The sequence below is a fragment of the Meridianimarinicoccus marinus genome (genome assembly GCF_040689105.1).
Taxonomy (GTDB): Bacteria; Pseudomonadota; Alphaproteobacteria; order Rhodobacterales; family Rhodobacteraceae; genus Meridianimarinicoccus; species Meridianimarinicoccus marinus.
On sequence record NZ_JBFBVU010000004.1, the window covers coordinates 18,043 to 31,882 of the forward strand.

The 13,840-nt window shown below is 66.7% G+C and carries 11 protein-coding genes; 3 read left to right on the plus strand and 8 right to left on the minus strand.

From position 1 onward, the window contains the following. Nucleotide 1 precedes the first annotated feature (1 nt). Both AB0T83_RS04970 and gph read left to right on the plus strand, forming a co-directional pair. The gene (locus AB0T83_RS04970; RefSeq protein ID WP_366191947.1) at nucleotides 2-559 is read left to right on the plus strand and encodes a thioredoxin family protein; all 558 of its coding nucleotides are present in this window, start codon (nucleotides 2-4) and stop codon (nucleotides 557-559) included. Beyond that, nucleotides 556-1,224 (plus strand): phosphoglycolate phosphatase, encoded by a 669-nt coding sequence (gph, locus tag AB0T83_RS04975; protein WP_435891140.1) that lies wholly within the window; start codon nucleotides 556-558, stop codon nucleotides 1,222-1,224. The genes AB0T83_RS04970 and gph overlap by 4 nt, the downstream gene beginning before the upstream one ends. Nucleotides 1,225-1,258: 34 nt before the next feature. On the opposite strand, the gene AB0T83_RS04980 is transcribed toward gph, so the two are convergent. Further along, nucleotides 1,259-3,217 (minus strand): bifunctional 2',3'-cyclic-nucleotide 2'-phosphodiesterase/3'-nucleotidase, encoded by a 1,959-nt coding sequence (locus tag AB0T83_RS04980; RefSeq protein WP_366191949.1) that lies wholly within the window; start codon nucleotides 3,215-3,217, stop codon nucleotides 1,259-1,261. A gap of 247 nt (nucleotides 3,218-3,464) precedes the next feature. On the opposite strand from AB0T83_RS04980, the gene AB0T83_RS04985 reads away from it, so the two are divergent. Next, complete coding sequence (locus AB0T83_RS04985; RefSeq protein WP_366191950.1) at nucleotides 3,465-5,012, plus strand: tryptophan halogenase family protein; 1,548 nt, start codon at nucleotides 3,465-3,467, stop codon at nucleotides 5,010-5,012. Between the two features lie 3 nt (nucleotides 5,013-5,015). Here the strand turns inward: AB0T83_RS04985 and AB0T83_RS04990 are convergent, their stop codons facing one another. From AB0T83_RS04990 to AB0T83_RS05020, 7 genes are all read right to left on the minus strand, one after another. Next, nucleotides 5,016-5,801 carry a SapC family protein gene (locus tag AB0T83_RS04990; protein WP_366191951.1) on the minus strand — a complete coding sequence of 262 codons (786 nt, stop codon included), beginning with the start codon at nucleotides 5,799-5,801 and terminating at the stop codon, nucleotides 5,016-5,018. A 71-nt stretch (nucleotides 5,802-5,872) separates the two neighbouring features. Further along, a complete protein-coding gene (locus AB0T83_RS04995) occupies nucleotides 5,873-6,685 on the minus strand; it encodes a hypothetical protein (RefSeq protein WP_366191952.1) in 813 nt (270 codons plus the stop codon). Further along, on the minus strand, nucleotides 6,675-7,475 hold the full coding sequence (locus AB0T83_RS05000; protein WP_366191953.1) for an efflux RND transporter periplasmic adaptor subunit: 801 nt from the start codon (nucleotides 7,473-7,475) through the stop codon (nucleotides 6,675-6,677). Before AB0T83_RS05000 ends, AB0T83_RS04995 begins: the two co-directional genes overlap by 11 nt. Nucleotides 7,476-7,479: 4 nt before the next feature. Then, nucleotides 7,480-9,459 (minus strand): preprotein translocase subunit SecA, encoded by a 1,980-nt coding sequence (locus AB0T83_RS05005; RefSeq protein WP_366191954.1) that lies wholly within the window; start codon nucleotides 9,457-9,459, stop codon nucleotides 7,480-7,482. Continuing rightward, a complete protein-coding gene (locus tag AB0T83_RS05010) occupies nucleotides 9,452-11,599 on the minus strand; it encodes a peptidase M50 (RefSeq protein ID WP_366191955.1) in 2,148 nt (715 codons plus the stop codon). The genes AB0T83_RS05005 and AB0T83_RS05010 overlap by 8 nt, the downstream gene beginning before the upstream one ends. 4 nt (nucleotides 11,600-11,603) lie before the next feature. Further along, nucleotides 11,604-13,460, minus strand: coding sequence for a GAF domain-containing protein (locus AB0T83_RS05015; RefSeq protein WP_366191956.1), 1,857 nt, complete (start codon nucleotides 13,458-13,460; stop codon nucleotides 11,604-11,606). 15 nt (nucleotides 13,461-13,475) lie between these two features. Then, nucleotides 13,476-13,775, minus strand: coding sequence for a DUF3467 domain-containing protein (locus AB0T83_RS05020; protein ID WP_366191957.1), 300 nt, complete (start codon nucleotides 13,773-13,775; stop codon nucleotides 13,476-13,478). Nucleotides 13,776-13,840 lie beyond the last annotated feature (65 nt).

Genomic DNA, 13,840 nt, shown 5'->3' on the forward strand with positions numbered 1-13,840 from the left:
CATGGCCACAGAAACCCCGGTTTGCGACTTTGGCTGGCCGGCCCCGGATTTTGCCCTGACCGGCACCGATGGCCAGACCCACAAGCTTGCCGATATCGCCGGACCAAACGGGACGCTGGTGATATTCATCTGCAACCATTGCCCCTATGTTCTGGCGGTACTGGATCGCATCATCCGCGACGCGCGCGACCTGCAGGAACTGGGCGTCGGAGTTGCCGCGATCTGCGCCAATGATGCCACTTCGCACCCCGCCGACAGCTTCGAGAATATGCAGAAGATGGCGGATGAGAAGGGCTTTCCCTTCCCCTATCTGCACGACGCCGATCAGACCATCGCGCGCGCCTTCGATGCCGCCTGCACGCCGGATTTCTTCGGCTTCAGCGCCGATCTCAAGCTGCAGTATCGCGGGCGGCTGGATGCCTCGCGCAACACCACCGGCCCCTCCGACCTGCGCCGCGATCTGTTCGAGGCGATGAAACAGATCGCCGAAACCGGTCAGGGGCCGCGCGATCAGATCTCGTCGATGGGCTGCTCGATCAAATGGAAGTCCCAGGTGTGAAAGCGGTCGTCTTCGATCTGGACGGTACCCTTGTTGACAGTGCCCCGGACCTTCATGCCGCAGCCCTTGCCATGCTGGCCGCCGACAGCCTGCCACCGATCACCTTCGCGCAGACCCGCAGCTTCATCGGCAATGGCGTGCCAACCCTGGTGGCGCGGATCATGGCGGCCGTCGGCCTGCCCGAGGATCCCGACCGTCACGCCGACATGGTGACGGCCTTCCTGCGGTCCTACAACGCCGCGCCGGACAATCTGACGACGCTCTACCCCGGCGCCCTGCGCACCCTGCAGCAGCTGGAAGCCCTCGGCTGCCCGATGGCGCTGTGCACCAACAAGCCCGAGGCCCCGGCGCGGGCGATTCTGGACAGTTTCGACCTGTCGCGGTTTCTGCCGGTGGTCATCGGCGGTGATACGCTGGCGGTGAAGAAGCCCGACCCGGCCCCCTTGCGCGCCGCATTGGACGGCTTGGGCGTCGAAAGCTGCCTGTACGTCGGCGACAGCGAAGTGGATGCGGCCACGGCTCAGGCCAGTGGCCAGCCCTTTGCGCTCTATTCCGAGGGCTACCGAAAATCGCCGGTGGAGCAGATCCCGCACCAGCATCTGTTCGACCATTTCGACGCGCTGCCCGGCATCGTCGAAACCGCGCTGCGCCTGCCGGCCGCGTGAAAGGGGGCACAACCACCCCCTCCCGCGATCCCTGTCACAACGAGATGCGGAACCGCGCAAAGCCGGTGTCGGCCATACCCGCTTCCTCGATGGACACACCCGGCACCTCGGCGGCATAGGCCGCGCCGTTCGGCCCGGTCTCGAAGATGACCGTCGCCCCGTCCACCGGCGCAAAGCGCCAGTTGCCATCGGCGCGCGGGCTGACGGTGCCCTTTTCGACGATATAGCGCACGATCACGTCCCGGTTGGTGTCGGGGCCATCGAACACCACAGTGCTGTCGTTGGCACCGGGGAAATTGCCGCCACCCGAGGCCCGGTAGTTGTTGGTTGCGACGATGAACTCCTGCGCCGGATCGATGGGCTGCCCGTCGAACATCAGGTTCACGATACGGTTGGCCTCGGGATTGATCGGGTTGCCCTTGTTGTCGAATTTAGACGGCTGTGACAGGTCGATCTGGTATTCCACGCCGTCGATCACGTCGAAGTTGTAGCTGGGAAAATCGGGGTTCAGCAGCGGGGCATCCTGCGCGCCCACGTCGATCTGGTTGAACATCCCGGCCGAACGTTCCAGCCAGTCCTTGACGGTCGCCCCGGTGATCCGCACCGCCCGCACGGTGTTGGGATAGAGATACAGGTCGGCCACGTTCTTGATGGCAACATCGCCCGCCGCCACGTCGGTGTAATACTCAGGCCCGCCCCGGCCCCCGGCCTTGAACGGTGCCGCCGCCGACAGGATCGGCAGGCCCTCATGCTCGGTGCCCGCCATCATCTGCGCGATGTACCAGACCTGGGCGTTCGACACGATCTGCACCGACGGATCATCGGCCACCAGCGCGAAATAGCTGTGCAGCGGCGCATCGGTCTTGCCCACGGCCCGGCGCACATAGGCCAGGGTTTCGTCATGTTCCATCTGCGCGGCGGCCAGAACCGCCGGCACATCCTCGGCCAGCGCCGTGGTGGTGCGATCCTCGTTGCGCTTGTAGATCGGCCGCGCCTCCGAGACATGGGACAACACCCGCCAGCCCGCGCCGTCACGTTCCAGCATCAGGTCGATCAGCCCCATGTGCGAACCCCAGAACCCGCCCATGGTGGCCGGCGTTCCCATCAGCGTGCCCTTTTCGATGTCGACACCGGCAAGCTCGGCAAAGGCAGAGGACGGGAACACAAGATGGTTGTGCCCGGTCAGGATCGCATCGATCCCCTCGACCGCCGCCAGCGGCACCGAGGCGTTCTCCATCCCGTCCGAGGCGTCCGCAGCCCCGATGCCCGAATGGCTGAGCGCGATGACGATGTCGGCCCCCTCTTCGCGCATCTGCGGCACCCAGGCGCGCGCGGCCTCCAGAATGTCACGGGCCGCGACATTGCCTTCCAGGTGGCGCCGGTCCCAGGTCATCACCTGCGGCGGCACAAAGCCGATGAACCCGATCCGGATCGGATGGCTGTTGCCCGCGCCGTCGACGATCTCGCGCTCGACGATCACATAGGGCGGCAGGAAGGTCTCGTCCTCGCGCGGGCTGGCGCCCAGCGACTTCGCGATATTGGCGCAGACCACCGGGAAATTCGCCCCGGCCAGCGATTTCACCAGGAAGTCGAGCCCGTAGTTGAACTCGTGATTGCCGAGGGTCGAGGCATCGTAGCCAAGGGTGTTCATGGCGGCGATGATCGGATGGGTGTCGCCCTCCTTCATCCCGCGCTCATAGGCGATGTAGTCGCCCATCGGGTTGCCTTGCAGGAAATCGCCGTTGTCGAGCAGCAGCGCATTGGTCGCTTCGGCCCGGATGCCGTTGATCAGATCCGCCGTCCGCGACAGCCCGACCTGATCCGTCGGACGGTCCGCATAATAGTCGTAGGGAAAGACATGCACGTGCAGGTCGGTGGTTTCCATGATGCGCAGATGCGCCTGGTTGGCGGCAGCCCGGACCGAGAACGGATGCAGGGCAATCATGCCAGCCGTACCGGCCAGAAATCCGCGACGGGTGAGAGTCAGTGACATTGGAGGCCCCTATCGTTTGGAATGTTCCGGGGCACGGTAGCACCCTAAGCGAGTCGTGACAGCCTTGTGTTGCCGTCGTCTTTTCAGACCCATGGGCCAGCGGGCCGCGCGCCCACACGGCAAACGGGTGGTTCCCTGCGGCGCGGTTTCGGTATCTACTCGGCATGACCGCAGCCTGGCAGCAAGGCCGAACCGATGCCCGATCTTCACCCCCCGTCCAACGCGGCGCCGTTCCGGACCCCCGCGTATGGATAACGCGCCCATTCGCCGGATCCTGATCGTCGGCGGCGGCAGTTCCGGCTGGCTGACCGCACTCTATCTCAAGCGGTTCCTGAAGGCCGCACCGGTCGAGATCACGCTGCTGGAATCCGATGCCATCGGCACCATCGGAGTCGGCGAGGCCACGATCCCCTCCATGGTGCGCTATATCCGTCAGTTGCGCATCGACGAGGCGGAGTTCATGCGCCGCTGCTCGGCCAGTTACAAGCTCGGCATCCGGTTCGACAACTGGCACGATGGTGATCACAGCTATTTCCACCCGTTCGGCGTCGCCGGCGGGATGATCGACGGGGTCGATCTGTTCCACTTCTGGCTGCGCAGCCAACAGGACGGCGCGCCCGACCGGCCCTATTCCAGCTATTCGCTTCAGGCGCGGGCGTCCGATGCCCATCGGGCGCCGCGATCGATCCGCCAGGGATCCCCCATCATAGACTCCGGGGCCTATGCCTTTCACCTCGATGCCGGCAAGATGGCCGACTATCTTCAGGAGCTTTCGGTTGCCGACGGGGTGCGACACGTCATCGCCCGCGTCGCCGAGACCGAAAAGGACGCCAACGGAAACCTTGCGGCAGTCCTGACCGAGGATGGCCAGCGCATTCCGGCGGATCTGTTCATCGATTGCACCGGATTTGCCAGCCTGCTGATCGAGAAATCCATGGGCGATCCCTGGGTCGATCTGGGCCACCAGTTGCTGTGCGACCGGGCCGTGGTGCTGCCGCGCAAGCGCGACCGGAACATGGCTCCCTACACGATATCCGCGGCGCAACAGGCGGGCTGGATGTGGAAGATCCCCCTGATGCATCGCATGGGGTCGGGGCTGGTCTATTCCTCGCAGCACATGACCGACACAGCCGCGGCCGATTTCCTGCTGCGCGATGCGGGGGACAGCCGTCTGGAGGGGGCCGAGCCGCGGTTCCTGCGCATGCGCGTGGGCCGCCGCAGCGATTTCTGGCGAGGCAACGTCATCGCCATCGGGCTCAGCGCGGGCTTCGTCGAACCGCTGGAATCGACCGGGCTCTATTTCGTGCACCGGGCCCTGGACCTGCTCAGAACCTTCTTTCCGGACCGCAGTTTCGGCGCTGGTTCGCGCCGTGCCTTCAACCGGCACATGCGCGAAAGTTTTGACGAAGTGCGCGACTTCATCGTGCTCCACTACTTACTGAACGGGCGCAACGATACCGATTTCTGGCGCGACGCGCGGTCGGTGCCCTTGCCCGACAGCCTGGCACAGGCGATGGACAGCTACCATGACAACGGGCTTCCGGACCTGCCCACAGAATGGGTGTTTCGCGATACCAGCTATTATTTCATCCTGTCGGGAAACGGCCGGCTTCCGCGCCGGCCGACGCGCCGGGCGGAACTGGCCGATCCAACGCGTTACCTGGATATCCTAGCGAAGATCGACGCCCAGAACGCCCGTGTTCTGGAAGATCTGCCCGGCCATCGCGCTTATCTGGACTGGCTGGAGGCACAGGGGCGACCCGTTGGTGCGGGGACAGGCCCCGCACCGGACTGAGGATCATTCGACTTCGGCGTCTTCCAGGACCGGCGTTTCGCTTTCGGCGCGGGCCTGGCCTTCCGGAACAGCCCCGTCCAGACGGGCCACCAGCCGTTCGAAGTTCCGCATGCTTTGCAGGTGGATGTAGATCAATTCCAGCTCATCCGCGGCGCAAAGCCCCTTCAGAACATCGGCTTCCAGCGCCTTCAGACGATCCCGGTTGACCGCCTGGAACCCGGTCAATTGCACGATGTCCCCCGCCGGGCCGCGGAATTGCGCCTGCATCGGCTCCAGCAGATCATACTCCAGAAGGCGTGCGCAGAACTGCTCGGTCCGCCGGAAATGCTGCTGATAGCTGCGCGAAAACTCGACCATGCCTTTCAGGTATGTGGTCCGCTCGCCGTCGGAATCGAACAGACGCTCACCCCGGCCATCGGTGTTCACGCCGGTGAATTCCTCATCCAGACACAGGGTCAGGGTTTCGCCATCGTTGCTGGAGGCAAAGACGAAAGGATACTGGCGGATGAAGGCCGGCAGATAGGGCGCCTGCCATTTGCCATCGTCGCTCACATAGAGGTTTTCCTCGGCGCGGGCGCCGCAAACGGCAGTCGGCATGACCCGCCCCTCGGTCCCGGCGAAGACAACCGCGAACTCCTGCGCGGCTGTCGAAAATTCGGTCGCCATCAGCGGCACCGCGTTGATCTTGGCGGCAAAAGAGTAATCCTCTCCCGTCTTGACCGAATGATCCTTGTGGCGGGACACCGTGATCGGGGTCGCCCTTTCGTAGATAAGCAGTTGCGTGGCCATATCTTTTCCTCCCAAAGAGCGGTTCGAACGCCAGCCTGTGACGCCTGTGTCACCCTAGCCAGCGGCTTGAATCATGACAACTCCGGATCGCCTGGCGCGCGACGTTCACGGCGCCGAGCATCCGCATAAATTGTCAAGAATGGGTTGCCGTCGCGGTCCAGTCCCCACGACAGGTGCCCCACAGCGGCGGTCGCCGAAAACTCCGGCAGCGCGGGGTCCTGGCCCATGGCGGAAACCGCCCTGGCCAGCGGATCAGCGATATCGGGCAGGTGCAGGCGCGACTCGTAGAAGCTGAAGTTCAGGCTGGCGCGCAGCGTTCCCGCCTCTTCCACGGTCATCAGGGTCAATTCCTCGGGCGGGCAGCTTTTCGCGGCGATGCGCAGGATCTCGAACAGGGGCGCGGCCAGCGCAGGGGCGGTGGTTTCGGCCATCGGCCACTGGCGGTTGCGCAGCACCGCCGCCACCGGCACCCGACGATACAGCGACCGAACCACCGGGCGGCCGGGTGCGACTTTCCAGGCGATGTAGCGCAACTCGGGAAGGTGGGCGGGGGCCTGCGGGAATTCAAGATAGATCTTGCGCACCGCCGATGCGCCCGCCCCTTCCTGGCCCAGAAGCAGCATATGCGCCTCGGCGAACAGAAGGTCGATCTCGTCCTGCCCCGTGTCCGGCACTCCCAGCGCCCGCGCCGCGCCGATCAGCGCCTGTCGCAACCCCGGACGGGCCTCGTCGCGGTGAATGCCCAGAACCATGCGCGCGGACTCGCGGGCATCGGCGCGGAACTTGACCGAAGGCTCAAGGTAGTAGCCGTCGCACAGCGGCAGGATGCTGTCGCGCAGTCCTGGAATGTCGGGCAGCGCATCGCGCCGACGGTCAGGGGGCACCGAAATCGACCTCGCAACGGTGCCCGGCGGGCAGGACCGCGTCAGGGTTGGCCAGCGACAACCGTACGCCGAAGGTGGCGCTGGCCGGATCGAAGACCTGATCCACCACCACGACCTCGGCCTCATATGTTCCGCCGATCGGCGCGTTGGGCCGCACGGTGGCCGTCATGCCGGTGCGCACTTCGGGATACAGCTCGACGGGCAGGAAGGCTTCCACATGCAGCGGATCGAGCTGCGCGATGATCGCCACGTGGGAATCCGGGTCCACGAATTCGCCGCGGAACATCGTCCGCTCCACCACGATGCCGTCGATCGGGCTGCGGATCACGCGCTGTTCGCGGGCGGTGCGGGCCCGGGCAAGCTCCAGCCCCAGCACCCGCTGGCGCAGTTGCGCCAGTTCCAGCTCCTGCTGGGCCACATCAAAGGACGCCCGCGCCTCGTCCATCTGTTCGGCGGTGGCCACGCCGCGTTCAACCAGCTTGGCCACCCGCTCGCGGTGGCTGGTGGCCAGGTCCAGCCGCACCTGGTACAGCGCGATTTCCTGCGCGCTTTCCGCCTGAAGGACGTACAATTCGATCGCGGCGTCTTCCATGTCGGCATCCAGCGTGGCGATGATCTGCTCCCGGCGCACCCGCTGCCCGCGTGAGATGTCCACCGAGTCGATCAGACCGCTGACGGGGCTGCCGACCGAGACGATCACGGCGGGATCCATCACGCAATCGAAGCTCTCTGCCGCCGCCGGCAGGGCCAGCGCGGCCGCGACGACGGCAATTGTCAGTCTGGACGTCATCTTGTCATTCCTGCTTCCCGGCGAAGGCGAGCATATCGCCCAGAGCCGTGTCAATGCGCAGCAACTCGCGCCGCATGGATTGGTGGCGCCGCTCGGCCCGCCGCTGGGCGTAGCTGAACAGCTGGTCGCCCGCCCCCAAAGCCGCCAATGTGCGCTGCGGCACCATTTTCAGTTCGGCCAGAAGATCGTCTTCCAGTGACAGGAAGGTTTCAACCCGCCCCGGTTGACCCTGCCGGGCCGCGCGCCCGGCAAGCTGGCGATCGATCCGGGCGCTGTCGTGACGCTCGGTGGCGATGACGTGCAGACCTCCCAGATCTTCTGCGCCGGGGCCCAGCTTGATGTCGGTGCCGCGTCCGGCCATGTTGGTGGCCACGGTGACCGCGCCGACCTGCCCCGCGGCGGCGACGATGGCGGCTTCCTCCTCGTCCTGATCGGCGTTCAGCACCACATGGGCCACCCCACGGACCGTCAGCACATCCGACGCCGCCAGAGACGCCTCGACCGAGCGCGTGCCGATCAGCACCGGCGCGCCCCGGTCGTGAATGGCGGCGACACGATCGGCGACCGCCTGCCATTTCTCGGCGGCTGTCGGGAACACGCGCGCGGGCACCACGGTGCGCCGGGGGGGCCGGTTGGTCGGGATCGTCGCCACCCGCAGCCCGTAGGAGGCCAGCAATTCGGTTGCGACCGGGCGCGCGGTGCCGGTCATGCCGGCGATCCAGCGGTAGCGCCCGAAATAGCGCTGATAGGTCATCCGGGCCAGCGTGTCGCGGCCCGCCGTCAGTTCGACCCCTTCCTTCAGTTCGACCATCTGGTGCAGCCCCTCGGACCAGGAGCGGTCGGGCATCAGGCGTCCGGTGTATTCATCGACGATCTGCACCTTGCCCTCGCGCAGCACATAGCCCTCGCCCCGGCGCATGACGTGCAGCGCGGTCAGCGCCTTGCGCACCAGTTCCTCGCGGATCAGCGGCACCCGCCACGGACCCTCGACGCCGTCAGCGTCGCCGGCCAGTATCTCGCGCCCCTGCTCGGTGATCTCGGCCACCCCTTCGGCACGGTACAGCCGGTAGTGCGTCCCCTCGGTCATGGCGCGGGCCAGGTCCAGCGCGCGGGTGTAATCGGCGGCGGCGTCCCCGGTCGCCGGTACCGTGCGCGAGATGATCAGGGGGATGCGGGCCTCGTCGATCAGCACGCTGTCAGCCTCGTCGACGATGGCAAAGGGAAGCCCTGCCTGGGTCAGGGACCCGCGCCGGGGGGTGACCCCATACAGGCCCTCGGCCCGCAGATGGATGTTGTCGCCGCGTTCGCGCAGCACCAGCCGGTCGCGCAGATAGTCGAAGGCCGCTTCCTTGTTGCAGCAATAGGTGATGTCGCTGCGATAGGCGGCGCGGCGGGTGGGCGGCTCCACCCCATGCACCACGACCCCGGTCCGCAATCCGAAGAAGGCATAGATCGGTTCCATTTCCTCGGCATCGCGGGCCGCGAGGTAATCGTTCGCGGTGATCACATGCACCGGGATCCCTGCCAGACCGGCGGTCACCGCCGCCAGCGTCGCGGTCAGGGTCTTGCCTTCGCCGGTCGCCATCTCGGCCACCATCCCGGCCACCATGGCGGCGGCGCCCTGCACCTGAACGTCGTAATGCGGCGTGCCGAACAGGCGTCCAGCGGCTTCCCGCACCAGCGCGAAGGCCGCGGCCTGATCGGATTTGCGCGGCGGCCAGGATCCGGCCCGCAGGCGGTCGGACAGGGCGGCGGCGCGGGCGCGCAACTCATCGTCGCTCAGCCCCTTCGGTGGGGCCGCGTTGCGGGTACGGGCCACCACATCGCGAAAGCGATGCGCCCGCCAGCGGCAGCCCCCGGCCTGCAGCTTCGACAACCGCCAGCGCAGCCAGTGATCCAGCGCCGTGTGATGACGGGTGGTCTTTTCGGGATAGACCTCGGGCTGCGGCAGGCGCAGCGGCGGGGCGGCGGTCAGGTCAGACACTGAACTGGCTCAGGAACAACTGGCGCACGGCCCGGTAAAGACGCGGGGCGATGGGTTCGCTACCGTGATCGAAGCGGACCCAGACCCGCTCTCCGACGCGGGGCGGCACCGCTTCGCCCTCGGCCACCAGATCCATCTGGAACGCCGGGATCAGCAGGCGCTTGCCCTCAGGATCGGTGGGATCGACGGCCAGCGTGCCGCCGCCATCCGGCGACAGCGCGCGCGCGGGCAGTTCGCGGCTTTCCGACAGGCCACGCACCACGACGGCGCGATACACGGTTTCCGGGGTGCCGGCATAGCGCAGGGCGATGCCCTGGTTGCGCTGGCGCACCAGCTCCACACGCGTCTGCGGCACGACGGTGCGCACCACCAGACGCTCTGTGCCCAGCAGATAGCCCAGATCGGCTCCTTTCGGCGCCAGGCGGCCCACGTAGTTGCCGTCGATCCGGGTCAGGAACAGGCCCGGCCCCGGCGCCACGACCACAAGATCCCCGGCGCGGCGGGTTTCGCTGGCCAGAACCTCGCGGATCTGGGACAGCTGGGCACGCAGCGCCCCGGCCTGAACCCGGTCGATCACCACCGCCGAGGCCAGCCGAAGCACGATTTCCTCCTCCTGCGCCCGCAGCACGGCGATCCGCGCCTGGAGCGACGGCTCGGCCAGACGGGTCAGGACGGTGCCGGTCTCGACTCTCGTGCTTCCGGCCACCTCGGGCACCGACAGCACGAAGCCTTCGGTGCCGGTACGCACCACCGCCCCCTGCGGCGGCAGCGCCACACCTTCGGCCATGGTGGCATAAGGCAGCGGCACGGTCAGAACGCCCGCCAGCACCGCCAGAACAACGCCTGCGGTGATGGCAATCGCGCGCTTGCGCTGGCGATGCAGGGCACGGTTGGTCAGCACGAACCACAACCCCTTGACCAGCGGGAAGACGAACATGTTCGACAGCGCCCAGATCGCCAGCAGCACCCCCACGAAGAAGAACTTCTGCGCGATGAACAGGGCGATCGAGACGGAAATCCCGACGCGGTAGAAGAAAGACGCGATGGCATAGAACAGGAACCAGCCGCGCTCTCCCGGGGCGGTGACCGGGCTTTCCACCTCCTCCATGTTGAACAGGCGGGTCTGGATCAGATAGGTGAAATACCGGTTGGACCGCTGGCCCAGGTTGGGGATCTCGACCAGGTCGGCCAGCACATAGTAGCCGTCAAAGCGCAGCAACGGGTTGCCGTTGAACAGCAGAGTCGACACGCCGCCGATCAGCATCACGTTGAAAGCGATGGCGCGGGCCAGCCCCGGTTCCGCATAGATCCAGAAGATCATCGCCGCCGAGGCCAGCGCCAGTTCAACGAAGATCCCGGCGGCCCCGACCAGCGCCCGGTGCCACTTGGTCGCAAAGGCCGAGGCGGCGCTGGCGTCCACATAGGGGATCGGCATCAGGACAAGGAACATGATCCCCATCTCGTGCACCTCGCCGCCCGCGGCCTTGGTGGCGAACCCGTGCCCCAGTTCGTGCAACGCCTTGACCGCCGGATAGACCAGCGCCAGCAGCAGCAGGTTCTCGGTGGCCAGCACCCGGTCGGCCACATTGGCCGCCAGCAGGTCGAAATTCATCACCGCCAGCGTTGCGCCGGTGCCCACCAGCGCCAGCCAAAGCAGCGCACCGAACGGGGAGAACAGCCAGCGCACCAGCGGCAGCAGCGTGGTCAGCAGGCGGTCCGGGTCCAGCAGCGGGAAACGCAACGCCAGCGGGTTGCGGATGCGTTGCAGCAGGGCGCGGGTCTCCTGCTTGACCGCGCGGCGCTCGATCTCGACAAAATCGGGCGCGGTTCCGGTCAGAAGCAGGTCGGCCTGATGCAGTTGCGACAGCAGCCGGATGGCTTCGTCCTGGGTTGGCGGATTGTCGGGAAAGCGCTCGCAGGCGTTCAGCCAGAGATCCTGCATGGAGCGGCGCCCGTCCATCAGGCAGATCATCAGGTTGGCGGCGGGCGAAACCCGGAAGAATTTGCCGCTCTGGTGATCCTGCAGGATGTGCCAGGTCTGGCCGCGAAACCGTTGCCGGTGCATTTCGGCCTGGGCCTTCAGGCGTGGCGCCAGGTCAGCCACGCGGTACCAATGGGCACTCAGGAAGGTCTTGGCCATTCCGCTACAACCCCGGCGCCCAGCGCCACAGCGTCAGCCGCGCCCAGTCCACCATGGGCTGGGTCCATATGCCGATCAGGCGGCGCTCTCCCAGGGCGATCTTGGCCACGCCTTCCATGCCGGGGCGCAGCCCGTCGGCGGGCGATGTCAGACGCGCATCGACCCGGAACACGTTGCGCCCGTCCACGGCACTGGCGATCGGAGTGATCTTGGTGACCTCGAAACCGAAATCCGCCTCGGGCAGCGAGGTCAGCACAAGGGTGCCGGTCTGTCCCAGCGCGACCTCGTCGATGCGCCGCTCGTCCACCTCCAGAACCAGCCGGTAGTCGCCCTCGGGCGCGATCTCGAACAGGATCTCGCCCCGGCTGGCGGAGGCGCCAATGCGCTGCGACAGGTCGCCCGAGACCACGAGACCGGCGAATGGCGCGAACAGCCGGGTCCGCGCAAGGCTTTCATCGGTCAGGGCAATCTGGGCGTCATACTGCGCGATCTTGGTGCGCGCCACCTGCGCCGCGGCGCGATCGCGTTCCGCCAGCGCACGTTCGTATTCCAGGGTCTGGCGCTGTTTCTCGGTGGTCCAGCGCAACCGCTCCAGCACCAGTTCACGGTCGTCGAAAGCCAGCATCAGCGCGCCCTCCTCGACCAGGTCGCCGGCGCTGTAGGGGGCTTCGCGGATGTAGCCGTCGAATTGCGCCACCAGTGCCCGCTGAACCGAGCCTTCCAGACGTGCTTCGGCCGGGATGTTGTCGGGCGCGTTGGTGAACCAGAAGAAGGCGCACAGGCCGAGCAGCCCCAGCACCGCCAGCTTGCGCTTCAGATGCACCGGCCCGAACAGCCGCCCCAGATGCGCCATGGCCACATCGGCGGCCTTGGACATCAGCCAGCGATCCTCGCGCCGCCGCGTGTCCAGCACCGGGCCCACAAGGGCCGCCGCCCCGTCGACGAGATCCAGATCCTCCTGCGAGAACGGGCGGTCCGCCGCGCGCTCCAGCACCATGGCGCCGAACAGCCGGTCCTCGGCCAGAAGCGGCACCGTCAGAACGCTGACCCCGCCCGCCGCGCGCGACAGCGCCTCCTGCGCCCGCCGTGCCAACTGCCGGTGGTCGCCTTCGGGCGGCTGCAGGATGGCCGCGCGCTGATCGAGGGCTTCATCCATGGCAGCGGCCAGTTGGCCCACAAGGCTCATCTTCTTGCCGAAAGCCGCGCTGTGCGAGATTGCCACCACGCGGGTGCGGCCCAGCTTGCGGACACCGATGCTGACCCGTTCGGCCCCCAGCTTGTCCGCCATTTCCGAGGCCACCCCCCGGCAGGCCGACTGGAAGCCATCGGCGACAAGGGCCGTGGCCTGCAGCGACAGTGCGGTGCGGGCGGTGGCCAGGGCCATATCGCGTTCTGCCAGCTGCGCCTCGCGCAATTGGTCGCGCAGCCAGCCCAGTCCCCATTGCAACTGCCGCAGGCTGAGCTTGATCCCCGCTTCGCCCGCCGCGCCGATATCGACCAGGACGGCGCCATGCAGGCTGCCATCCATCATCAGCGGATAGCCGACGACCTTGGTGTCCTGCCCGACGGCAACACCGGCCTCGCGCTCCACCACGGTGCGCAGGGCACGCTCCATCGTGGCGGTGCGCGCCTGTTCGCCCGGCCAGAAGGTGACCGGCGACAGTCGGTCCGCCTCTCCCAGGAAGACGCCGCCGCCCATTGCGCCCGAAATCTGCTGACACTGCAACGCCAGCCAGGCCGAGACCGCTTCGGTCAGGTCGTCCGACTGGGTCAGCTTCTGCCAGAAGGCGGGTTCCAGAAACGCGACATCCGCGGGGCTTTGCAGTTCCCTGGTTTCGGGTTCCAGCCCCCGGCTTTCCATTGGCCCGCGTCCGCCCTATCGGTCCAGGTCGAGCGTGCCGTGGCGGGCTTCATGCTCCCGCAGCACCGAATTGAGCATCAGGCTGAGCCGTTTCGCCGCCAGCGGCGACAGCATGATCCGGTGCAGCAGGTCGACCTGCACCGTCGGATCCTCGCGCAGGTTCCATGTCTGATTGACCCCGAAGAACAGGTCGACCTGTTCCCGGGTGCTTTGAACGTTGACGACATTGGCAAAACTGCTTTCCATCTTGTCGTCGTTCCACCGCATCTTCGGCGTGGTCTTCTCCTTGACCGCGCCTGCGTCGGTTTCCGTCATGAGATCCTCCGGGCTATGCCGGATCATCTTGGGCGCCGCCGTGGCGTGGGTCAAGCGCCCGCCAG

Bases quoted from the DNA above. Each gene is read 5' to 3' on its own strand.
- AB0T83_RS05015 (WP_366191956.1), bottom strand. From the start codon at position 13,460: ATGGAAAGCCGGGGGCTGGAACCCGAAACCAGGGAACTGCAAAGCCCC.
- AB0T83_RS05020 (WP_366191957.1), bottom strand. From the start codon at position 13,775: ATGACGGAAACCGACGCAGGCGCGGTCAAGGAGAAGACCACGCCGAAG.
- AB0T83_RS05000 (WP_366191953.1), bottom strand. From the start codon at position 7,475: ATGACGTCCAGACTGACAATTGCCGTCGTCGCGGCCGCGCTGGCCCTG.
- AB0T83_RS05010 (WP_366191955.1), bottom strand. From the start codon at position 11,599: ATGGCCAAGACCTTCCTGAGTGCCCATTGGTACCGCGTGGCTGACCTG.
- AB0T83_RS04980 (WP_366191949.1), bottom strand. From the start codon at position 3,217: ATGTCACTGACTCTCACCCGTCGCGGATTTCTGGCCGGTACGGCTGGC.
- AB0T83_RS04970 (WP_366191947.1), top strand. From the start codon at position 2: ATGGCCACAGAAACCCCGGTTTGCGACTTTGGCTGGCCGGCCCCGGAT.
- AB0T83_RS04990 (WP_366191951.1), bottom strand. From the start codon at position 5,801: ATGGCCACGCAACTGCTTATCTACGAAAGGGCGACCCCGATCACGGTG.
- AB0T83_RS04985 (WP_366191950.1), top strand. From the start codon at position 3,465: ATGGATAACGCGCCCATTCGCCGGATCCTGATCGTCGGCGGCGGCAGT.